Origin of the sequence: Stenotrophomonas sp. PS02301 (assembly GCF_029959485.1) — a bacterium.
GTDB classification, from domain to species: domain Bacteria; phylum Pseudomonadota; class Gammaproteobacteria; order Xanthomonadales; family Xanthomonadaceae; genus Stenotrophomonas; species Stenotrophomonas maltophilia_Z.
Map to the genome: position 1 here is coordinate 11,069 of NZ_JASCOO010000046.1, position 21,385 is coordinate 32,453.

Sequence of the window (21,385 nt, forward strand, 5' to 3'; positions counted from 1 at the left end):
GAAAGCCACTCCATGCGTGCACCCTCCTTCCGCAGTTTCTCCCTGATCCTGGTCGCTGCGCTGCTGTCCGCGTGTGGCGGCAAGGACGACAAGGCCTCGGCCGACGCCGCCGCTGCCAGCTCGGCGCTGCCGGTCTCGCTGGCGCCCGCGCAGCAGCAGACCATGGCGCGCACGGTGCTGGTTTCCGGGCCGGTCACCGCCTACGAGGAAATGCAGCTGGGCGTGGAGATCAGCGGCCAGCGCGTCACCGCGTTGCTGGTGGACGTGGGGCAATGGGTCAAGCAGGGCCAGGTGCTGCTGCAGGTGGACCATCGCACCCTGGACAGCGAGCTGGCGCAGGCCGATGCCTCGTTGCGGCAGGCGCAGGCCTCGCAGGAGCTGACCCGCATGAACTTCGAGCGCAGCGCCAAGCTGGCCGCCCAGCAGCTGATCAGCGAAAGCAGCCTGGATGAGCTGCGTGCCTCGCGCATCAATGCCGAGGCGCAGACCGCCACCGCCCGTGCCGCGCGCGACGCCGCCAAGCTGCGCCGCGATTTCGCCGACCTGCGCGCGCCGGCCGACGGCCTGATTTCCAAGCGCCTGGTGCAGCCAGGCCAGGTGGTCTCCGCCGGTACCGAGCTGCTGCGCCTGATCCGCGATGGCCGCCTGGAATGGCGCGCGGAGCTGCCGGAAAACCAGCTGGCTGATGTCGCCGTCGGCAACACCGTGGAGCTGCCGTACGGCGGCCAGGTGGTCAGCGGCCGCATCCGCGCGGTCACCCCGGGTGTCGATGGGCAGACCCGCACCGGCACGATCTACGCCGACCTGCCCACGCCCGGCCCGCTCAAACAGGGCATCTATGTGGATGGCCGCATCGTCACCGGCGACGGCCAGGTGCTGACCATCCCGACCGCAGCAATCGTGCAGCGCGATGGCCACAACTACGTGTTCACCGTGAACGACACACAGCAGGCCACCCGCCACCGCGTCAGCACCGGCCAGGCCGTCAAGGGCCGTACCGCGATCCTTGAAGGATTGAAGGCGGGCGATCAGGTGGTGGTGGATGGCGCCGGCTTCCTCGGTGAGGGCGACCGCGTGCGCGTGGTGGCCGATGCCAAGGCCGCCGCCCGATGAACATCTCTGCCTGGGCGATCAACCGCCCGTTGCCTGCGCTGCTGATCTTCTTCGTGCTGTGCGTGGCCGGCCTGTGGGGTTTCCATCAGCTGCCGGTAGCCCGCTTCCCGGACATCGCCTTCCCGATGACCACCGTCACCGTCACCCAGCCGGGCGCATCGCCGAGCCAGCTGGAAGCGGAAGTGACCCGCAAGGTCGAGGACTCGGTGGCGACGGTCAACAACGTCAAGCGCGTGATGTCCTCGGTCAGCGAAGGCGTCAGCACCACCACCATCGAATTCCAGTTGGAAGCCGATCTTGCCACCGCGCTGGATGACACCCGCGACGCAGTCACCCGCATCCGCACCGACCTGCCGCAGGACATCCAGGAACCGGTGATCTCCAAGGTCGATATCGGCGGCTCGCTGATGACCTACGCGCTGGTCGCCCCGCACATGACCACCGATGAAGCCAGCTGGTTCGTCGACCGTGACATCTCACGTGCGATGTACGGCGTGCCCGGTGTGGCGCGCGTCACCCGCGTGGGCGGCGTGCAGCGCCAGGTACGCGTGGATCTGGATCCCAATGCCCTGATCGCGATGGGCATCACCGCCGGCGATGTATCGCAGCAGCTGGCCCGCATCCAGGTGGAGCGTGCCGGCGGCAAGACCGAGGTCGAGGGCGCGCAGCAGACCATCCGCACGCTGGGCACCGTCGGTGACGCACAGGCGCTGCGCGACTACTCCATCGCCCTGCCGGACGGGCGCGCCGTGCGGCTGTCCACGCTGGCCACGGTCACTGATGGCGCTGCCGATCCCACCGAGGCCGCCCTGCTGGACGGCAAGGGCGTGGTGGCGTTCTCAATGTCGCGCACCCGCGGCTCCAGCGAGGTCAAGGTGGAGGCCGGCGTGCATGACGCGCTGGACAAGATCAAGGCCGAGCATCCCGGCATCGACTTCCGCCTGGTCACCACGGCGATCGATGAGACGCACCGCTCCTACGATTCCTCGATGACCATGCTCTGGGAAGGCGCGCTGCTGGCGCTGCTGGTGGTGTGGCTGTTCCTGCGTGACTGGCGCGCAACGTGGGTGTCCGCGTTGGCGCTGCCGCTGTCGATCATCCCGACGTTCGCGGTGATGTACTTCTTCGGCTTCACCCTCAACATCATCACGCTGCTGGCGCTGTCCGTGGTGGTCGGCATCCTGGTGGACGATGCGATCGTGGAGATCGAGAACATCGTGCGCCACCTGCGCATGGGCAAGCCACCGCTGGAAGCCGCACGCGAGGCCGCCGGCGAGATCGGCAACGCGGTGATCGCCACCTCGCTGACGCTGGCCGCCGTATTCGTGCCGGTGGCCTTCATGCCCGGCATCGCCGGCAAGTTCTTCCGCGAATTCGGCTGGACCGCTGCCACCGCCGTGCTGTTCTCGCTGCTGGTGGCCCGCCTGCTCACCCCGATGATGGCCGCCTACCTGCTCAAGCCGCACGGCGAGGAGAAGCCGGAATCCAAACTGATGACGTGGTACCTGGGCTGGGTGGACGCCGCCCTGCGCTATCGCGGCCGCACCCTGTGGCTGGCCACCGGGTTGTTCGTCGCGTCACTGGCGCTGGTGCCGTTCATCCCGGCCACCTTCATCCCGCAGTCCGATCTGGGCCGCAGCAACCTCAATCTCGAACTGCCGCCGGGCACGCGCCTGCAGGAAACCGTGGCCGTCGCCGAACACGCGCGCGGGCTGCTCAAGGACATGCCCGAACTCAAACAGGTCTATACCGCGGTCGGCAGCGTGCTCGACCTGGGCGATCCGGGTGCGACCGGCGTCGGGGAGCCGCGCAAGGCGACCCTGGTGCTCGACTGGGGCAGCGCCGACGGACGCGACCGCGACCAGCGCGTGCTGGAACGTGAGGCGCGCGAGCGCCTGGCCGATCTGCCCGGCGTGCGCGTCAGCTATGTCAGCTCCGAGCCCGGCAACCTGCTGCAGTTGGTGCTCTCCGGTGACGACCCGCAACGCCTGCAGGATGCCGCCACCGCACTGGAACGCGACCTGCGCGGTATCCAGGGCCTGGGCAGCGTCACCTCCACCGCCTCGCTGCTGCGCCCGGAACTGCAGATCGTGCCGAATCCCGCCCGCGCCGCGGACCTGGGCGTCGCAACCGCCGACATCGCCGAAGCCGCCCGCATCGCCACCGCTGGCGACTACGAACAGCGCCTGGCCAAGCTCAACCTGCCCGACCGCCAGGTACCGATCCGGGTCGGCTTTGCCGAAGCCACCCTGGCCAACCCAGGCTTGATCAGCCAGTTGCGCGTGCCCGGCCGCAATGGCCCGGTGCCGCTGGCGGCGGTCGCCGATATCCAGCAAGGCAGCGGCCCCTCGCAGATCTCGCGCTACCAGCGCCAGCGCAACGTGACCCTCACCGCCGAACTCAACGGTCGTCCGCTGGGCGATGTGATGACCGAGGTGCAGGCCCTGCCGGGCGTCAAGCAGCTGCCGCCGGGCGTGACCTTCCTCAACACCGGCGATGCGGAGGTGTTCGTCGAGTTGTTCATCGGCTTCATGCTTGCGATGGCCGCCGGGTTGATCTGCATCTACATGGTGCTGTTGCTGCTGTTCAACCACGCGCTGATGCCGGTCACCATTCTGGCTGCGGTGCCGCTGTCTGCCGGCGGCGCGTTCGGCGCGCTGCTGATCACCCAGAACATGCTCTCGCTGCCGGCGCTGATTGGCCTGCTGATGCTGATCGGCATCGCCACCAAGAACTCCATCCTGCTGGTGGATTACGCGGTGATGGCCGAAGACGAGCACGGCATGAGCCAGCACGACGCGCTGATCGATGCCTGCCGCAAGCGTGCCCAGCCGATCATCATGACCACCCTGGCAATGGGCGCGGGCATGATGCCGATCGCGCTGGGCTTTGCCGGGGATTCCAGCTTCCGTGCGCCCATGGCGATCGCCGTGATCGGGGGCTTGATCACCTCCACGCTGCTGAGCCTGATCGTGATTCCCGCGGCCTTCACCGTGGTGGATGATGCGGGGAATTGGCTGTCGCGGAAGTTCCGGCGGCGGTCTTCGCATCCGGTGCACCCAGCAGGCTGATCGCCTCGAACGCCCCAAACAAAAAGCCCCGGCCAAGGCCGGGGCTTTTTGCTGTATCTGGTGCCGGAAATAGGAATCGAACCTACGACCTACGCATTACGAATGCGCCGCTCTACCAACTGAGCTATTCCGGCGAGGTCGTGAATTCTAGGGGGTGCGGACCACTTTGGTCAATCAGGGAAGCGGCCGCACCGTCAAACGGCCCGCACCCCAATGACCGCGTGCGCGCTGCCCCGGAAGTACCAGCCCTTGACGCGCCGCCCCGTACAGTGGATTTCCCACCTCCGGAGGCATCCCATGCGCCCCTGTCCCCGCTTGGCCGGTCTGCTGCTGTCATCCCTGCTGCTGAGTGCCACTGCGCTGGCACGCGACACGGCACCGACGCCGCAGACACCGGACCAGCTATGGCAGCCCCTGTTCCAGCAGGTCCAGGGGGGGCACCTGTTCAAGGATCAGAAGACCTTCGCGGATGCAGTGCCCCGCCAGCCCAGCGCACCCCTCCTCGCCGAGTGGCAGCGCGCCAGGACCCAACCTGGATTCGATCTGGCAACCTTCGTGGCCGAGCACTTCGCGGTGCCCGGTGACACCCAGCCCTACGTGCCGCCAGCGGGCGAGACACTGCGCGCGCACATCGAGGGGCTGTGGCCCGTGCTGACCCGCACCACCGACACGGTGGAACCGAGCGGCTCGCTGCTGCCGCTGCCCAAGCCCTACGTCGTGCCCGGCGGGCGCTTCCGCGAGGTGTACTACTGGGACAGCTATTTCACCCTGCTCGGGCTGGCCTCCAGTGGTCGCTGGCAGCAGGTGCGCGACATGGTGGACAACTTCGCGTTCCAGCTCGACAGCTACGGCCATATTCCCAACGGCAACCGAAGCTACTACCTCAGCCGCTCGCAGCCGCCCTTCTTCAGTCTGATGGTGGATCTGCTCGCCACCCACGAAGGCGATGATGCCTACCGCCGTTACCTGCCGCAGCTGCGCATCGAGCATGCGTTCTGGATGCGCGGCGCGGAAACGCTGGCAGCGGGCGAGGCGCGAGAACGCGTCGTGCGACTGGCAGACGGGCAACTGCTCAACCGCTATTGGGACGACCGCGCGGTGCCACGCACCGAGTCCTGGATGGATGATCTGGCCACCGCAGCCCAGGCGCCGCAGCGCGCGCCCTCGCAGGTGTATCGCGACCTGCGCGCCGGTGCTGAGTCCGGCTGGGATTTCAGCTCACGCTGGCTCGCCGAGCCGTCAGTATTGGCGAGCATCCACACCACGGCGATCGTGCCGGTGGATTTGAACAGCCTGCTGTTCCATCTGGAAACGACCGTGGCCCGCGCCAGCAAGGCGGCCGGTGATCGCAGCGGCGCACGCACCTTCACCCAACTGGCGAAGGCGCGTCAGCATGCCATCAACCAACTGCTCTGGGATGACACGCAAGGCTGGTACGTGGATCGCGATCTGGAGCGCGGCCAGACCCGCCCTGCCCTGACTGCGGCGGCGTTGTTCCCCTTGTGGCTGGACGTTGCCGGGCGCACGCAGGCACGCCGTACCGCCCAGGCAGTCGATTCGCAGCTGCTCCGCGATGGCGGGCTGCTGACCACCACCGTGGCCACCGGGCAGCAATGGGATGCCCCGAATGGCTGGGCACCGTTGCAGTGGGTCGCGGTGGACGGGCTGCAGCGCTATGGGCAGGACACCCTCGCCCGCCGGATCGGCACGCGCTTCCTGCGCACCGTGCAGACGGTGTACGACCGCGAGGGCAAGCTGGTGGAGAAGTACGTGGTGGACGGTTCGGCCACCGGCGGCGGCGGTGGCGAGTACCCGCTGCAGGATGGCTTCGGCTGGAGCAACGGGGTCACGCTGGCGCTGCTGGATCGCCTGTGTGCGCCGAAGCGTGCGTGCCAGAGCGCCCAGGATGTGGACGCCGCGGACTGATCCAGCGGCCTCCACGCAGCGCACTCACCGCGCCTTCCACAACTCCGCCAACCGGTCCGGCTTGCCGGCGATGCGCTCCAGCGACGGGTACTTCAGCCCATCGTGGTAATCCAGCGTCACCGTATCGATGCGATCGAAGCTCTTCACCAGCAGCGTCAGCGGCGCCTTGTCGGTCTTGGCGGCGGTGATCGCCTCCTTCAACTGCTCGGCCTTGAACACGCGGCCATTGAGTGCGACCACGCTCATGCCGGGAATGAGACCGGCGTTGAAGGCCGGGCTGTCCCACAGCACATCGCCGATGTAGCCGGATTCGCTGACCGACAGGCCAATCGAGTACAGCAGGTTGCTGTTCTTGCCGCGGGTTTCCTGCGCCTTGAACGCCTCGTTCGGCGTATCGGTATAGACCAGCTTCCAGCCGGCCGCTTCCAGGCCACCGGTCAGCGGCCCGTGCCCGTCCAGGCGCTCGCGCAGGAAGCTGGCCCAGTCGAACGGCGCCACGCCGTTGAGCGTGCTCACCACCTCTTCGAAGGTATACGGATGGACGTTCCAGTCGCCGTCGTTCATGCCGAAGAACGCCTTGGCGAAGTCGTCCAGGCCGCGCTTGTTACCCGTCAGCGCGCGCAGCTTGCCCTCCACCTCCAGCCAGACCATCTGGCCGCCGGAGTAGTAGTCCTCGCTCATCTGGTAGTTGCGGAAGGCCAATGCGCGGCGCTGGGCGATGGTCGGGTCGTTGGTGGTGTCCTGCAGGTTGCGCCAGGCTAGGCCGGGGCGACCGCGATCATAGGTGCCCGCCACATTGGCCAGCACGTCGCGGGTCTGCTGCTTGCTCCACAGCCCGGAACGCGCAGCCAGCACCTGGCCCCAGAACTGGGTCTGGCCTTCGTACAGCCACAGCAGGCTGTCGCCCATGGGCACGTTGAAGTTGGCGGTGGTCAGATCGGCGCCACGCCGGTACTTGCCGTTCCAGGAGTGGTTGAACTCGTGCGGCAGCAGATCACGGCCCAGCCAGGTCTTGTCCCACTCGGTGAAGTAGCCGGTCTCGCCACTGTTCTCGCTGGAGCGCTGGTGCTCCAGGCCGATGCCGCCGAGCTTGTCGGTCAGCGCCAGCAGGAACTCGTAGCGGTCGAAGTGGCGTGCGCCGTAGAGCTTGTACATCTGCTGCACGAGCGCGCGATGCGCCTGGATCTGCTCGGGCTTGGCCGCCAGCGATTTGGCCTCATCGGCGAAGACATTCAGGTGCACCGGCACCTTCGCACCGGGGTCCAGATCGAAGCGCTGGAAGTGGCGGCCGGCGAACAGCGGCGAGTCGACCAGGTGGTCATAGCTGATCGGCTTGAACACCACGGTGTCGCCTTCGCGGCGCTCGGTATCCAGCGCGGTGGCGTACGACCAGCCCGGCGGCAGAGTAACCGTGGCCTGCGCCTGGATGTTGCGGGTGATCACCCCGGCCGGGTACAGCGAATTGGCATTCCACTGCAGGTTGAGCATGTCCGGGGTCATCACCACGCGGCCCTGGGTGCCCTGCGAAGAGAGGAACTTGAACTCGGCCACCACTTCGCTGGCGCCCTGCGGCACCTGCACGGTGAAGGCATAGACGTCGTACGGATCGCGCGTCCACTGCAGCGGCGTGCCGTTGGCGGTGACTACCAGGCCGGCGAGCTTGTCGATCGGGCCGCTGGGTGAATGCGCCCCGGGCAGCCACTGCGGGTACAGCAGGGTCAGCGGGCCGGGCTTGGCCGGCACCGTGGCCTTCACCTTGAAGATGCGTCGCCCGATGTCGCGCGCGTCCACGTCGATGCGCAGCAGGCCCGGGAAGGCCACGTCCTGCGGCGGCGGTGTCTGCGCCTGCACGCCGGTGGCGGACACGGCCAGCAACACGGACAGGGCAATGGCACGCATCTTCATCAGGCAGGCTCCAGCGGGGGAAGGCTCGATCCTAGTCCTCCGCCAGCGCCCTGCCCCATGGCCAAAGGTCATACGTCGCGTTGCGGCCATGATTGGCACAGCGGCGCGCAGTGACGTTCTGTCTGCCGGTCGCGATCAGGGCCATCCGGGGTGCGCTGCCGGCCAGCGGCCGGCACTACCGGGGCAGCGCCATGGCATGCGTGGCGGAATGCTGCGCGGTCAGTCGACCAACCGCAGCCGCAGTTCCTTCGGCAGCGCGAACACCATCGATTCCGGCTCGCCCTCCAGTTCGCCCACACCGGTGGCACCGAGCTCCTTCAGACGCGCGATCACACCATCCACCAGGACCTGCGGTGCCGAGGCACCGGCGGTCAAGCCGATGTGCTTCTTGCCGGCCACCCACGCCGGGTCGATCTCGTCGGCACCGTCGATCAGGTAGGACTCCACGCCATCACGGCGCGCCAGTTCACTCAGGCGGTTGGAGTTGGAGCTGTTCGGCGAGCCGACCACCAGCACCAGATCGCAACGCTTGGCCAGATCGCGCACGGCGTCCTGGCGGTTCTGGGTGGCGTAGCAGATGTCATCGTTCTTCGGGCCCTGCATCGCCGGGAAGCGGGTGCGCAGCGCGTCGATGATGCTGCGCGTGTCATCCACCGAGAGCGTGGTCTGGGTGGTGTAGGCGAAGTTCTCCGGCTGGTCGATGACCAGCGTGGCGACGTCTTCCACACCCTCCACCAGGTAGATCTGGCCGGTGCCGCGCTCGCGGTTCCACTGGCCCATCGTGCCTTCCACTTCCGGGTGCCCTGCGTGCCCGATCAGCACCACGTCGCGGCCGGCGCGGCAGTGGCGGGCCACTTCCAGGTGCACCTTGGTGACCAGCGGGCAGGTCGCGTCGAACACCTTCAGACCACGGCGGTCGGCTTCCTGGCGCACGGCCTGGGAGACGCCGTGCGCGCTGAAGATCACCGTGTTGTCGTCCGGCACTTCATCGAGTTCTTCGACGAAGATCGCGCCGCGGGCCTTGAGGTCATCCACCACGAACCGGTTGTGCACGACCTCGTGGCGCACGTAGATCGGCGCACCCAGGGTCTCGATCGCGCGCTTGACGATCTCGATCGCACGATCGACACCGGCACAGAAACCACGCGGATTGGCGAGCAACACATCCATCGGTCAGATACTCCGGCCGGCGTGAGCCGGGTTGTTACGGATACAGGAGGGAATTATCCCGCTTTTTTGGCAGCCTTGCCGTCGAACAGGCCGAACAGGGCGATACCCACCGCGCCGACCACGATCGCCGAGTCGGCGATGTTGAACGAGGGCCAGTAATGGTCCCCGATATGCCACTGGATGAAGTCGACGACGTGACCGTGCATGAGGCGGTCGATCACGTTGCCGATCGCCCCGCCGATCACCAGCGCGTAAGGCACGGCGCTGCGCCAGGCACCGCGCGCGGTGCCCCACATCCAGTAGGCCATCAGGCCGCTGATGCCCAACGCCAGCGCGGTGAAGAACCACAGCTGCCAGCCACCGGCATCGCTCAGGAAGCTGAATGCGGCGCCGGTGTTGTAGGTGCGGTACCAGTTCCAGAAGCCCTCGATGACCACCACCGGCTCGTACTCGGGCAGGCTGGACAGCACCCAGGCCTTGCTCCACTGGTCGGCGATGATGATCGCTGCCGACAGCAGCAGCCAGATCAGCGCGTTCGGACGCGGACGGGCGGCGGTCATCAGAACCACCGCCGGTCTTCGCCGGCACCGTCGATGTTGGTCACGCAGCGGCCGCACAGTTCCGGGTGCGCAGCGACCGAGCCGACATCGGCGCGGTAATGCCAGCAGCGCACGCACTTCTGCTTGCCGGTCGGCTGGGCGCTGACGAACACCTCGTCGGTGGTCGCCGGGCGCACCTGCACGTCACCGCTGATCAGCAGGAAGCGCAGCTCCTCGGCCAGCGGCTGCCAGCGCGCGGCGGTCTCGGCATCGGCGGCGACGGTGATCTCCGCTTCCAGCGCCGCACCGATCGCACCGTTGGCGCGCATCGGCTCAAGCACCTTGGCGACCTGCTCGCGCAGGGCCAGCAGCTGGTCGAAGTCGGCTGCGTTGAGCGGTGCATCGGCCGGCAAGGGAACCAGACCGTCGTACCACGTGGCGAACAGCACGTTCTCCTTGCGCTCGCCCGGCAGGTACCCCCACAGCTCATCGGCGGTGAAGCTCAGGATCGGCGCGATCCAGCGCGTGAACGCTTCGGCGATGTGGTACATCGCGGTCTGCGCCGAGCGGCGGCCGCGCGAGTCCACCGGCATGGTGTACAGGCGGTCTTTGGTGACATCCAAATACACCGAGCCCAGATCCACGCTGCAGAAGTTCAGCAGCAGCTGCACGATCTCGGCCATGTTGTAGCCGGTGTACGCCGCCTTGATCTTCTCCTGCACCTCGAAGGCGCGATGCACGATCCAGCGGTCCAGCGCGACCATGTCGGCCGGGGCCACCAGATGCTGGGCCGGGTCGAAGCCGTCCAGGTTGCCGAGCAGGAAGCGCGCGGTGTTGCGCAGGCGCCGGTAGGCATCCGCGTTGCGCTTGAGGATTTCCTGCGACAGCGACATTTCATTGCTGTAATCGGCCGAGGCGATCCACAGGCGCAGGATGTCCGCGCCCAGGGTCTTCATGATGTCCTGCGGCTCGATGCCGTTGCCCAGCGACTTGGACATCTTGCGGCCCTTCTCATCCACGGTGAAACCATGGGTGAGGCACTGCTTGTACGGGGCCTGCTTGTCGATGGCCACGCCGGTCAGCAGCGAGGACTGGAACCAGCCGCGGTGCTGATCCGAGCCTTCCAGATACAGATCGGCCGGCTTGCCGAAGCCACGCGCCAGCAGCACGCCTTCATGGGTCACGCCCGAGTCGAACCAGACATCGAGGATGTCGGTGACCTTCTCGTACTGCGGCGCTTCCTCGCCCAGCAGCTCGGCGCTGTCCAGCGAGTACCACACGTCGATGCCTTCGGCCTGCACGCGGTCGGCGACCTGCTGCATCAATTCCACGGTGCGCGGGTGCGGCTCACCGGTTTCGCGGTGGGTGAACAGCGCGATCGGCACGCCCCAGGTGCGCTGGCGGCTGATGCACCAGTCCGGGCGGCCATCGACCATCGAGCCGATGCGCGCCTTGCCCCAGCTCGGGAACCAGCCGACGTTGTCGATCGCGGCCATCGCATCGCGGCGCAGGTTGGCCTTGTCCATCGAGATGAACCACTGCGGGGTGGCGCGGAACACGACCGGCGTCTTGTGGCGCCAGCAGTGCGGGTAGCTGTGCACGATCTCGACATACGCCAGCAGCGCACCGGAGGCACGCAGCACATCGACGATCAACGGCTGGGCCTTCCACAGGTGTACGCCTGCCAGCTCGACATCGCCGGCCGGCGGGGTCGAGGACAGGTACACGCCACGGCCGTCGACCGGGTTGATCTGGCCGGCGTTGTACTTCTCCATCAGCCCGTACTGCTGGCTGACCACGAAGTCTTCCTGGCCATGGCCCGGAGCGGTGTGCACCGCGCCGGTACCGTCTTCGTCGGAGACGTGGTCGCCATTGAGCAGCGGGATGTCGCGCTGCGGGTAGAACGGATGGGCCAGCAGCAGATTTTCCAGCGCGGCGCCGGTGGCACGACCGTGCACGACCAGGCCTTCCACGCCGTAGCGCTGCAGCGAACGTTCGGCCAGCGCGGCGGCCAGCACCAGCCAACGGCGCTTGCCGTGGTGGGCCGGGCCTTCGGCCAGCACGTATTCGATCTCCGCACCGAGCGACACCGCCAGCGAGGCCGGCAGCGTCCACGGGGTGGTGGTCCAGATCGGCACCGCCACCTCGACATCGGCCGGCAGCGTCACGCCGAAGCGCTCGGCCAGCTGCTGCGAATCACGCGACACGTAGGCCACGTCGATCGCCGGCGAGGTCTTGTCCTGGTATTCGATTTCCGCTTCGGCCAGCGCCGAGCCACAGTCGAAGCACCAGTACACCGGCTTGGCGCCGCGCACGATGTGACGGTTGGCGAACACCTTGGAGAGCGCACGGATCTCGTTGGCTTCGAAATCGAAGCTCAGCGTCTTGTACGGGTTGTCCCAATCGCCGATCACGCCCAGGCGCTTGAAGTCGCGGCGCTGCAGTTCGATCTGCTCTTCGGCGAACTCGCGGCACTTCTGGCGGAAGGCGACCGCATCGAGCTTGACGCCGACCTTGCCCCACTTCTTCTCGACCGCGATCTCGATGGGCAGGCCGTGGCAATCCCAGCCCGGTACGTAGGGCGCATCGAAGCCGGCCAGGTAGCGCGACTTGACGATGATGTCCTTGAGGATCTTGTTGACCGCGTGGCCCAGGTGGATCTGGCCATTGGCGTAAGGCGGGCCGTCGTGCAGCACGAACAGCGGGCGGCCCTGCGCGTTGTCGCGCAGGCGGGCGTAAAGGCCCTCGTCCTCCCAGCGCGACAGAATGCCCGGCTCGCGCTTGGGCAGGTCGCCGCGCATCGGGAATTCGGTTGCCGGCAGATGAAGGGTGGCTTTGTAGTCCTGGCTCACGCAGTGGCTCGCAATCTGTGTTCGGAAAGGATGTGACGGGCCTGTTCGGCGTCACGGTGCATCTGGTCGGTCAACGCAGCCAGATCGTGGAACTTTTCTTCGTCGCGCAGCTTGGCGACGAACTCGACATCGATGTGGCGGCCGTACAGGTCGCCCTGGAAATCAAACAGGTGCGCTTCCAGCAGCGGCTCCACGCCATCCACGGTGGGACGCGTACCGAAGCTGGAGACCGACGGCCACGGCTGATCGAACACGCCGTGGACCCAGGTCGCGTAGATACCCGACAGCGCCGGCGTCTTCGGGAAGCGCAGGTTGGCGGTCGGGAAGCCCAGCGTACGGCCCAACTGGCGGCCGCGCACTACCCTGCCCCCAATCGTATACGGCCTGCCCAGCAGATCGCCGGCATGACGGAAATCACCGGCGCGCAGCAGTTGGCGGATGCGGGTGCTGGAAATGCGCTCACCGTGCAGGTCGACCGGCTCGATCTCACCGGCACTGAAGCCACGCTCGCGGCCCATCGCCTGCAGCAGGGCCAGATCGCCCTTGCGGCGGTTGCCGAAGCAGAACTCCGGCCCGATCCACACCTCGCGCGCGCTCAGCCGGTGCACCAGCAGCTGCTCGACGAACGCCTCGGCCTGCATCGCGGCCATGCGCGCATCGAAGCGCAGCAGGCCGATCGCATCCACGCCGAGTTCGCGCAGCATGGCGACCTTGTCACGGGCCAGGGTCAACCGCGGCGGCGGCTCGCCCTGGGCGAAGTACTCGCGCGGCAGTGGCTCGAAAGCCACCGCCACGGCAGCCACGCCCAGCGCGCGCGCGCGCGAAACGGCGTGGCGCACCAACGCACGATGACCCAGGTGCAGGCCGTCGAATGCGCCGATGCAGACCACGCTTCCGTGCGGGAACAACTGCCCGCCTTCGACGCTTCTAAACAGCCTGCTCATCTACGTGGAATACGGCCCACCGGGGCCGATGCTTTGCAAGAGATAGCCATGAAGTATAGCCGGGCTGCCCCCGGATCAATGCTCCCGCAGATGGCGCGGGCGGAAGCCCATGGCAACCAGGGCCACCAGATAGGTCAGGCCACCGCCGCCGACCAGCAGCGCGAGGTTGCCGATCCGGTGCCATTTGTCCATGCCGGTGAAGTCCGCCATCCCGTAGCGCAGGCCCAGCAGCACCGCCACCATGGCCAGGCAGGCCAGCCCCAGCTTGGTCGCATAGCCGCCCCAGCCCGCCTTGGGCTGGTAGACATCGGTCTTGCCCAGCCAGTACCAGAGCAGGCCAAGGTTCAGATAACTGGACAGCGCACTGGCGATACCCAGCGCCAGATGCAGGCCAGGCTGCTTGCCCAACGCGACCCAGACGCCCTGCGCTTTCAGCGCCTCCGGCACCATCACGTGGTACAGCACGGCCAGCAGGATGACGTTGAAGACCATGTTGGCCACCAGCGCGACCACACCGGCGCGGACCGGGGTGCGGGTGTCCTGACGGGCGTAGAAGGCCGGCAGCACCACCTTGAGCAGCGCGAAGGCCGGCAGGGCGAAGCTCAGGCCGTACACCGACAGCGCGGTCATGCGGGTATCGAACGCGGTGAAGCGGCCGTACTGGAACACGGTGGCAATCAGCGGCTCGGCCAGCAGCAGCAGGCCCAGCATGGCCGGGATGGCGATCAGCAGCGTCGTGCGCAGGCCCCAGTCCAGCGCACTGGAGAAGCCGGCCTTGTCGGTACTGACATGGTGGCGGGCCAGCGCCGGCAGGATCACCGTGCCCAGCGCCACGCCGAACACGCCCAGCGGCAGTTCCAGGAAGCGGTCGGCCAGCGACAGCCAGGACTGCGAGCCATCGGTCAGCTTGGCGGCGATCACCGTATCCAGCAGCAGGTTGATCTGCGCGATAGAGGAACCGAACAGGGTCGGCACCATCAGGGTCAGCACCTTGCGCACCCCGGGATGCTGCCAGCCCCAGCGCGGCAGGGTCAGCAGGTTGATGCCCTTCAGCGACGGCAGCTGGAACAGCAGCTGCAGCAGGCCGGCGGCCAGCACCGCCCAGCCCAGCGCCAGGATCTGCTTCTCCGGGGTGCCACCCAGCCGCGGGGCCAGCCACAGCGCACCGGCGATCATGCACAGGTTGAGGATCACCGGGGTCAGCGCCGGCATCGCGAACTTCTGGAAACTGTTGAGCGCTCCGCCGGCCAGCGCGGTCAGCGAGACGAACAGCAGGAACGGGAAGGTCAGCCGGAACAGGTCCACCAGCAGGCCGTGCTTGGCCGGGTCGGTATCCACCCCGCTGGAGAACAGGGTCGCCAGCTGTGGCGCGAAGATCAACGCCAGCGCGGTGACCAGCAGCAGGACGCCGCCCAGGGTGCCCGCCACGCGCGACATCAGTTCGCGCAGTTCGGCATGCGAGCGGGTTTCCTTCACCTCCGTGAACACCGGGACGAACGCGGTGGCGAACGAGCCTTCGGCGAACAGCCGGCGCAGGAAATTGGGCACCCGGAAGGCGACCCAGAAGGCATCGGTCACCGCATTGGTGCCGAACGTGGTGGTGATGACCAGGTCGCGAACCAGCCCCAACACCCGCGAAATCATGGTCATGCTGCTGAAAGACAGCAGGCCCCGCAACATCCTTGGTGAACTCACCCGTGTTCCCTCTTGACAATTGACTTGACGTACATTTTTCGAGCCATCATACTTTCCAGCTTGCTGTTCCCATTACACCGATTTTTCAGGAAACCACCACTGTGGCCAATATCAAGTCCGCCAAGAAGCGCGCCAAGCAGACCGTCGTGCGCAACGCGCGCAATACGGCTCAGCGTTCGATGCTGCGCACCGCTGTCAAGAAGGTGATCAAGGCTCTGGATGCCAATGACGCCGCCGGCGCCGAGGCAGCCTTCGCTGTTGCCCAGCCGATCCTCGACCGTTTCAGCTCGCGTGGTCTGATCCACAAGAACAAGGCTGCTCGCCATAAGAGCCGCCTGACCGCGCGCATCAAGGCCATCAAGGCCGCCTGATACGGCGCTGCGGGTGTCGTAGAGCCACGCACTGCGTGGCTTCGACCCAGCCGCAGAGAAAAACCCGGCCCCGGCCGGGTTTTTTGTTGCCTGCGATCTGCGACGGCCGGCCCGGTCGGCCCGGTCGGCGGTGACGACGGCACCACAGAAAAACCCGGCCGCAGCCGGGTTTCTCAGGGGCGCGCGGGTGCGCTCAGTACGCATCGCGCGCTTGCGCCTCGTCTTCCTTCTGGCGATCGAAGAAGGCCATCACGTTGTTCATGATCGGCCAGGTGCCTTCACGGCCCAGGGCCGAGACCAGGTACCACGGCTGGGTCCAGCCCAGCTCGGCGACGATCTTCTCGGCGGCGGCCTTGGCCTCGTCCTCGAACATCAGGTCGGCCTTGTTCAGCACCAGCCAGCGCGGCTTGTTCAGCAGCTCCGGGTCGTGCTTTTCCAGCTCGCGCTCGATCGCACGGACCTGCTCGATCGGCGAGACACCTTCCACGCCACCTTCCATCGGGGAGATATCCACGAGGTGCAGCAGCAGGCGGGTGCGCTGCAGGTGGCGCAGGAACTGCGCGCCCAGGCCCGCGCCATCGGCCGCACCCTCGATCAGGCCGGGAATATCGGCGATCACGAAGCTGCGGTAGTTCTCCACGCGCACGACGCCCAGATTGGGGTACAGCGTGGTGAACGGGTAATCGGCGACCTTCGGGGTCGCCGCCGACACCGCACGGATCAGCGTGCTCTTGCCGGCGTTCGGGAAGCCCAGCAGGCCGACGTCGGCCAGCAGCTTCAACTCGAGCTTGAGCAGGCGCTCTTCACCCTCTTCGCCCGGCAGCGCCTGGCGCGGCGAGCGGTTGGTGGAGCTCTTGAAATGCATGTTGCCCAGGCCACCGCGGCCGCCCTTGGCCACCAGCAGGCGGTCGCCATGGCTGGTCAGATCGCCGATCACTTCATCGGTGCTGACGTTCATGATCACGGTGCCGATCGGCACGGTGATGACCAGGTCTTCGCCGCCCTTGCCATAGGCCTGGCGACCCATGCCGTTCTCGCCGCGCTGCGCCTTGAAGATGCGGTCATGGCGGAAATCGACCAGGGTGTTGAGGTTCTCGTCGGCGCGGATCCACACGCTGCCGCCATTACCGCCGTCGCCACCGTCCGGCCCGCCCAGCGGAATGAACTTCTCGCGACGGAAACCGATGCAGCCGTTGCCGCCATTGCCGGCGATCACCTGGATTTCTGCTTCGTCTACAAGTTTCATGATTCTGGATGCCAATCTGGAGGCGGCGGGCGCGAGGTGCACCCCACCGCAGAGTCTAACGGCCCCGGTACGATCCAGGGCCGGCGGCGGGAAATGTCCCGCCCGATAGTTGATACCAACGAAAAACCCCGCCGAAGCGGGGCTTTCGTCAGCGACCCCACGCCGTGGCGTGGGCGCCTGCGTACCGCTGAAGATCAGGCTTCGGCGACGACGCTGACGGTACGACGCTTCTTCGGGCCCTTGACCGAGAACTCCACCTTGCCGTCGACGAGCGCGAACAGGGTGTGGTCACGGCCGAGGCCAACGCCGGTACCCGGATGGAACTGGGTGCCGCGCTGACGCACGATGATGTTGCCGGCATCGATGGCCTGGCCACCGAAAATCTTGACGCCGAGGTACTTCGGGTTGGAGTCGCGACCGTTGCGCGATGAGCCTACGCCCTTCTTATGTGCCATGACTGCTTCTCCTTATTACTTGCTGCCACCGGCAATGCCGGTGATCTCGATTTCGGTGTAGTACTGACGGTGACCCTGGCGCTTCATGTGGTGCTTACGGCGACGGAACTTGATGATCCGGACCTTGTCGGCACGACCCTGGGACACGACCTTGGCAGTGACCGAAGCGCCGCTCAGCGCGTCGCCCAGCTTGATGCCATCGCTGTCGCCCAGCATCAGGATGTTGTCGAACTTGATCTCGTTGCCGACTTCGACTTCGAGCTTTTCAACGCGGAGCGTTTCGCCCTGCGCCACGCGGTATTGCTTACCGCCGGTTACCAGTACTGCGTACATGACCAGACTTCCTCTGTAGTTATTGTGGTCTATGGACTGCCGCCATCGAGGGCGGACAGAAGCGGAATTTTAATGACTTCAACCACTTCGGGTCAACCCACCCCCTGCTCTGACCCGGATTTGGCTGAATACGGTTCAGGAAACCGGCTGGTGGGGTCTCAGGGAATGAGACATGGGGGTGGCAAAGTCCGCGATTGCCCCCAAATCCCAAGCTCGGTAGGCTGACCGATTGCCGTTTCCGATTGCCCCACCCGCTTGCCGGCTCCCTGAGCCGAAGCCCCACAACGGATCCCCCATGGCGATGGATTTCATCCGCATCCGCGGCGCGCGGACGCACAATCTCAAGAACATCGATCTCGACCTGCCCCGCGACAAGCTGATTGTCATCACCGGCCTGTCCGGCTCGGGCAAGTCCTCGTTGGCGTTCGACACCATTTACGCTGAAGGCCAGCGTCGTTACGTGGAGTCGCTGTCGGCCTATGCCCGCCAGTTCCTCAGCGTGATGGAAAAGCCGGACCTGGACCACATCGAGGGCCTGTCCCCGGCGATCTCGATCGAGCAGAAATCGACCTCGCACAACCCGCGCTCGACCGTCGGCACGATCACCGAGATCTACGACTACCTGCGCCTGCTGTACGCCCGCGTCGGCAGCCCGCGCTGCCCGGACCACGGCTACCCGCTGGAAGCGCAGACGGTCAGCCAGATGGTCGACCACGTGCTGACCCTGGATGCCGAGCAGCGCTACATGCTGCTGGCGCCGGTGATCCGCGAGCGCAAGGGCGAGCACGCCCAGGTCTTCGACCAGCTGCGCGCGCAGGGGTATGTGCGCGTGCGGGTGGACGGCCAGCTGCATGAAATCGATGCGGTGCCGCCGCTGGCACTGCGCCAGAAGCACACCATCGAAGCGGTGATCGACCGTTTCCGCCCGCGCGAGGACATCAAGCAGCGCCTGGCCGAGAGCTTTGAAACCGCGCTCAAGCTTGGCGACGGCATGGTCTCGGTGCAGTCGCTGGATGTGGAGGATGCGCCTGCGCATCTGTTCTCCTCCAAGTACAGCTGCCCGGTCTGCGATTACTCGCTGCCGGAGCTGGAACCGCGCCTGTTCTCGTTCAACTCGCCGGTCGGCGCCTGCCCGGGCTGCGATGGCCTGGGCATGGCCGAGTTCTTCGACCCCTCGCGCGTGGTGGTGCACCCGGAGCTGTCGCTCTCGGCCGGCGCCGTGCGCGGTTGGGACCGCCGCAATGCGTACTACTTCCAGCTGATCGCCTCGCTGGCCAAGCACTACAAGTTCGACACCGACGCCCCTTGGCAGAGCCTGCCCGAGGACGTGCGCCAAGCCGTGCTGTACGGCAGCGGCGAAGAGACGATCACCTTCACCTACTTCACCGAAGCCGGTGGCCGAACCCAGCGCAAGCATCGCTTCGAGGGCATCATTCCCAACCTCGAACGCCGCTACAAAGAGACCGAATCCTCGGCCGTGCGCGAAGAGCTGGCCAAGTACATCAGCGAGCGCAACTGCCCCGAGTGCCAGGGCCAGCGCCTGAACAAGGCCGCGCGCAATGTGTTCGTGGCCGACCGTGCGCTGCCGGAACTGGTGGTGATGCCGATCGACGATGCGCTGAAGTTCTTCAGCAGCATGAGCCTGCCCGGCTGGCGCGGCGAGATCGCCGGCAAGATCGTCAAGGAGATCGGCGAACGGCTCGGCTTCCTGGTCGACGTCGGCCTGGATTACCTGACCCTGGAGCGCAAGGCCGACACCCTGTCCGGTGGTGAAGCCCAGCGCATCCGGCTGGCCTCGCAGATCGGTGCCGGCCTGGTCGGCGTGATGTACGTGCTGGATGAGCCGTCGATCGGCCTGCACCAGCGCGACAACGAGCGCCTGCTCGGTACCCTGACCCGCCTGCGCGACCTCGGCAACACGGTGATCGTGGTCGAGCATGACGAAGACGCGATCCGCCTGGCCGACTACGTGCTGGACATCGGTCCGGGCGCGGGTGTGCACGGCGGCGAGATCGTGGGCCAGGGCACGCTGCAGGACATCCTGGATGCGCCGCGTTCGCTGACCGGCCAATACCTGTCGGGCAAGCGCGCCATCGAGATCCCGGCGCGCCGGCACAAGCCCAACCCGAAGATGACCCTGCACCTGCGCGGTGCCAGCGGCAACAACCTCAAGGGCGTGGACCTGGATATTCCGTCGGGCCTGCTGACCTGCATCACCGGCGTGTCCGGCTCGGGCAAGTCGACCCTGATCAACGACACCCTGTTCTCGCTGGCCGCCAACGAGATCAACGGCTCCTCGCACCCGATCGCCCCATACAAGGAAGTCGACGGCCTGGATCTGTTCGACAAGGTGGTGGACATCGACCAGTCGCCGATCGGCCGCACCCCGCGCTCGAACCCGGCCACTTACACCGGTCTGTTCACGCCGCTGCGCGAGCTGTACGCGCAGGTGCCCGAAGCGCGTGCACGCGGCTATTCGCCGGGGCGTTTCAGCTTCAACGTGCGCGGTGGCCGCTGCGAAGCGTGCCAGGGCGATGGCCTGATCAAGGTGGAAATGCACTTCCTGCCGGACGTGTACGTGCCCTGCGATGTCTGCCACGGCAAGCGCTACAACCGCGAAACGCTGGAGATCCTCTACAAGGGTTACAACATCAACGACGTGCTGCAGATGACCGTCGAAGATGCCCTGAAGCTGTTCGAGCCGGTGCCGAGCATCGCGCGCAAGCTGGAAACGCTGTTCGATGTGGGCCTGAGCTACATCAAGCTGGGCCAGAGCGCGACCACGCTGTCCGGTGGTGAAGCGCAGCGCGTGAAACTGTCCAAGGAACTGTCGCGCCGCGATACCGGGCGCACGCTGTACATCCTGGATGAGCCGACCACCGGCCTGCACTTCCACGACATCGAGGCGCTGCTCGGCGTGCTGCACAAGCTGCGCGACGAAGGCAACACGGTGGTGGTGATCGAACACAACCTGGACGTGATCAAGACCGCCGACTGGATCGTCGATCTGGGTCCGGAAGGTGGCCATCGCGGTGGCACCATCCTGGTCACCGGTACGCCGGAGGACGTGGCGGCCTGCCCAACCTCGTACACCGGCCAGTTCCTGGCCAAAATGCTGCCCTCCACCAGCGCGCGTCCGGAACAGCCGGCGGCCGTGGCCAACAAGCCCGACGCCCGCCCGCCGCGCAAGGCCAAGCCGGAACCGAAGAAGGCCGTGCGCAAGACCGCCGCGACCAAAGCCCCCAGCAAGACCAAGAAGAAGACCGCATGAGCAACGAGCACAAGATCCTCGCCCGCGTGCCGATCAGCGTCCGCTGGCGCGACATGGACAGCATGGGCCACGTGAACAACGCCAAGTACATCTCCTACCTGGAAGAAGCGCGCGTGCGCTGGATGCTGGGCGTGGAGGGCGTTTCGATGACCGACCGGATCGCACCGGTAGTGGCGGCGACCAACGTCAACTACCGCCTGCCGATCGTGTGGCCCAACGATATCGTGGTGGAGCTGTTCGTCGAGCGTCTCGGCAACAGCAGCGTGACCATCGGCCACCGCATCGTGGACGAGAAGAACGACAGCACGCTGTATTCGGATGGCAACGTGGTAGTGGTCTGGATGGACACGCAGACCGGCAAGAGCGCGCCGTTGCCCGAGGCGATCCGCACCGCGTCGAGCTGAGAGGTTCCGCCGCGCCGAACTGAAAAGTAGTGCCGGCCACTGGCCGGCAGTTTCATGGCAGCGATGGACTGCGTGGGTGCCGGCCAGCGG

Annotated in this window: 15 protein-coding genes and 1 tRNA gene; 6 read left to right on the plus strand and 10 right to left on the minus strand. The window is 66.5% G+C overall.

The genetic code is table 11. From position 1 onward, the window contains the following. Nucleotides 1-12: 12 nt before the first annotated feature. Nucleotides 13-1,113: an efflux RND transporter periplasmic adaptor subunit gene (locus QMX81_RS12410; protein ID WP_282261901.1), complete on the plus strand. Its 1,101-nt coding sequence runs from the start codon at nucleotides 13-15 to the stop codon at nucleotides 1,111-1,113. Continuing rightward, a complete protein-coding gene (locus QMX81_RS12415) occupies nucleotides 1,110-4,184 on the plus strand; it encodes an efflux RND transporter permease subunit (RefSeq protein WP_282261903.1) in 3,075 nt (1,024 codons plus the stop codon). Before QMX81_RS12410 ends, QMX81_RS12415 begins: the two co-directional genes overlap by 4 nt. A gap of 58 nt (nucleotides 4,185-4,242) precedes the next feature. Here the strand turns inward: QMX81_RS12415 and QMX81_RS12420 are convergent. Next, nucleotides 4,243-4,318, minus strand: a tRNA-Thr gene (locus QMX81_RS12420). A gap of 163 nt (nucleotides 4,319-4,481) precedes the next feature. On the opposite strand from QMX81_RS12420, the gene treA reads away from it, so the two are divergent. Beyond that, entirely contained in the window at nucleotides 4,482-6,110 is a 1,629-nt protein-coding gene (gene treA, locus QMX81_RS12425; RefSeq protein WP_282261905.1) for an alpha,alpha-trehalase TreA, read from the plus strand. 24 nt (nucleotides 6,111-6,134) lie between these two features. Here treA and QMX81_RS12430 read toward each other — a convergent pair whose 3' ends face one another. The 6 genes from QMX81_RS12430 to murJ form a co-directional block, all read right to left on the minus strand. Beyond that, nucleotides 6,135-8,015, minus strand: coding sequence for a peptidase M61 (locus QMX81_RS12430; RefSeq protein WP_282261910.1), 1,881 nt, complete (start codon nucleotides 8,013-8,015; stop codon nucleotides 6,135-6,137). Nucleotides 8,016-8,234: 219 nt separating this feature from the next. Further along, nucleotides 8,235-9,185, minus strand: a complete 951-nt coding sequence (gene ispH, locus QMX81_RS12435; RefSeq protein WP_121043425.1) for a 4-hydroxy-3-methylbut-2-enyl diphosphate reductase — start codon at nucleotides 9,183-9,185, stop codon at nucleotides 8,235-8,237. 53 nt (nucleotides 9,186-9,238) lie between these two features. Continuing rightward, complete coding sequence (gene lspA, locus QMX81_RS12440) at nucleotides 9,239-9,745, minus strand: signal peptidase II (protein ID WP_152153690.1); 507 nt, start codon at nucleotides 9,743-9,745, stop codon at nucleotides 9,239-9,241. Then, a complete protein-coding gene (ileS, locus tag QMX81_RS12445) occupies nucleotides 9,745-12,576 on the minus strand; it encodes an isoleucine--tRNA ligase (RefSeq protein WP_282261914.1) in 2,832 nt (943 codons plus the stop codon). The genes lspA and ileS overlap by 1 nt, the downstream gene beginning before the upstream one ends. Next, a complete protein-coding gene (locus QMX81_RS12450) occupies nucleotides 12,573-13,520 on the minus strand; it encodes a bifunctional riboflavin kinase/FAD synthetase (RefSeq protein ID WP_282261916.1) in 948 nt (315 codons plus the stop codon). The genes ileS and QMX81_RS12450 overlap by 4 nt, the downstream gene beginning before the upstream one ends. Before the next feature lie 75 nt (nucleotides 13,521-13,595). Further along, on the minus strand, nucleotides 13,596-15,200 hold the full coding sequence (gene murJ, locus QMX81_RS12455) for a murein biosynthesis integral membrane protein MurJ (protein ID WP_121043413.1): 1,605 nt from the start codon (nucleotides 15,198-15,200) through the stop codon (nucleotides 13,596-13,598). Between the two features lie 116 nt (nucleotides 15,201-15,316). Here murJ and rpsT point away from each other — a divergent pair, with 116 nt between their 5' ends. Next, a complete protein-coding gene (gene rpsT, locus QMX81_RS12460; RefSeq protein ID WP_019184515.1) occupies nucleotides 15,317-15,586 on the plus strand; it encodes a 30S ribosomal protein S20 in 270 nt (89 codons plus the stop codon). Between the two features lie 193 nt (nucleotides 15,587-15,779). Here rpsT and obgE read toward each other — a convergent pair whose 3' ends face one another. From obgE to rplU, 3 genes are all read right to left on the minus strand, one after another. After that, a complete protein-coding gene (gene obgE, locus QMX81_RS12465) occupies nucleotides 15,780-16,832 on the minus strand; it encodes a GTPase ObgE (protein ID WP_121043410.1) in 1,053 nt (350 codons plus the stop codon). Nucleotides 16,833-17,026: 194 nt separating this feature from the next. Then, a complete protein-coding gene (gene rpmA / locus QMX81_RS12470) occupies nucleotides 17,027-17,287 on the minus strand; it encodes a 50S ribosomal protein L27 (protein WP_019184517.1) in 261 nt (86 codons plus the stop codon). Nucleotides 17,288-17,302: 15 nt separating this feature from the next. Then, the gene (gene rplU, locus QMX81_RS12475) at nucleotides 17,303-17,620 is read right to left on the minus strand and encodes a 50S ribosomal protein L21 (RefSeq protein ID WP_019184518.1); all 318 of its coding nucleotides are present in this window, start codon (nucleotides 17,618-17,620) and stop codon (nucleotides 17,303-17,305) included. Nucleotides 17,621-17,915: 295 nt separating this feature from the next. Here rplU and uvrA point away from each other — a divergent pair, with 295 nt between their 5' ends. Together uvrA and QMX81_RS12485 are read left to right on the plus strand one after the other, a co-directional pair. Then, entirely contained in the window at nucleotides 17,916-20,891 is a 2,976-nt protein-coding gene (gene uvrA / locus QMX81_RS12480) for an excinuclease ABC subunit UvrA (RefSeq protein WP_282261920.1), read from the plus strand. Continuing rightward, a complete protein-coding gene (locus QMX81_RS12485) occupies nucleotides 20,888-21,295 on the plus strand; it encodes a thioesterase family protein (RefSeq protein ID WP_088432134.1) in 408 nt (135 codons plus the stop codon). The genes uvrA and QMX81_RS12485 overlap by 4 nt, the downstream gene beginning before the upstream one ends. Nucleotides 21,296-21,385 lie beyond the last annotated feature (90 nt).

Bases quoted from the DNA above. Each gene is read 5' to 3' on its own strand.
- QMX81_RS12410 (WP_282261901.1), top strand. From the start codon at position 13: ATGCGTGCACCCTCCTTCCGCAGTTTCTCCCTGATCCTGGTCGCTGCG.
- QMX81_RS12415 (WP_282261903.1), top strand. From the start codon at position 1,110: ATGAACATCTCTGCCTGGGCGATCAACCGCCCGTTGCCTGCGCTGCTG.
- treA (WP_282261905.1), top strand. From the start codon at position 4,482: ATGCGCCCCTGTCCCCGCTTGGCCGGTCTGCTGCTGTCATCCCTGCTG.
- QMX81_RS12430 (WP_282261910.1), bottom strand. From the start codon at position 8,015: ATGAAGATGCGTGCCATTGCCCTGTCCGTGTTGCTGGCCGTGTCCGCC.
- ispH (WP_121043425.1), bottom strand. From the start codon at position 9,185: ATGGATGTGTTGCTCGCCAATCCGCGTGGTTTCTGTGCCGGTGTCGAT.
- lspA (WP_152153690.1), bottom strand. From the start codon at position 9,745: ATGACCGCCGCCCGTCCGCGTCCGAACGCGCTGATCTGGCTGCTGCTG.
- QMX81_RS12450 (WP_282261916.1), bottom strand. From the start codon at position 13,520: ATGAGCAGGCTGTTTAGAAGCGTCGAAGGCGGGCAGTTGTTCCCGCAC.
- murJ (WP_121043413.1), bottom strand. From the start codon at position 15,200: ATGTTGCGGGGCCTGCTGTCTTTCAGCAGCATGACCATGATTTCGCGG.
- obgE (WP_121043410.1), bottom strand. From the start codon at position 16,832: ATGAAACTTGTAGACGAAGCAGAAATCCAGGTGATCGCCGGCAATGGC.
- rpmA (WP_019184517.1), bottom strand. From the start codon at position 17,287: ATGGCACATAAGAAGGGCGTAGGCTCATCGCGCAACGGTCGCGACTCC.
- rplU (WP_019184518.1), bottom strand. From the start codon at position 17,620: ATGTACGCAGTACTGGTAACCGGCGGTAAGCAATACCGCGTGGCGCAG.
- uvrA (WP_282261920.1), top strand. From the start codon at position 17,916: ATGGCGATGGATTTCATCCGCATCCGCGGCGCGCGGACGCACAATCTC.
- QMX81_RS12485 (WP_088432134.1), top strand. From the start codon at position 20,888: ATGAGCAACGAGCACAAGATCCTCGCCCGCGTGCCGATCAGCGTCCGC.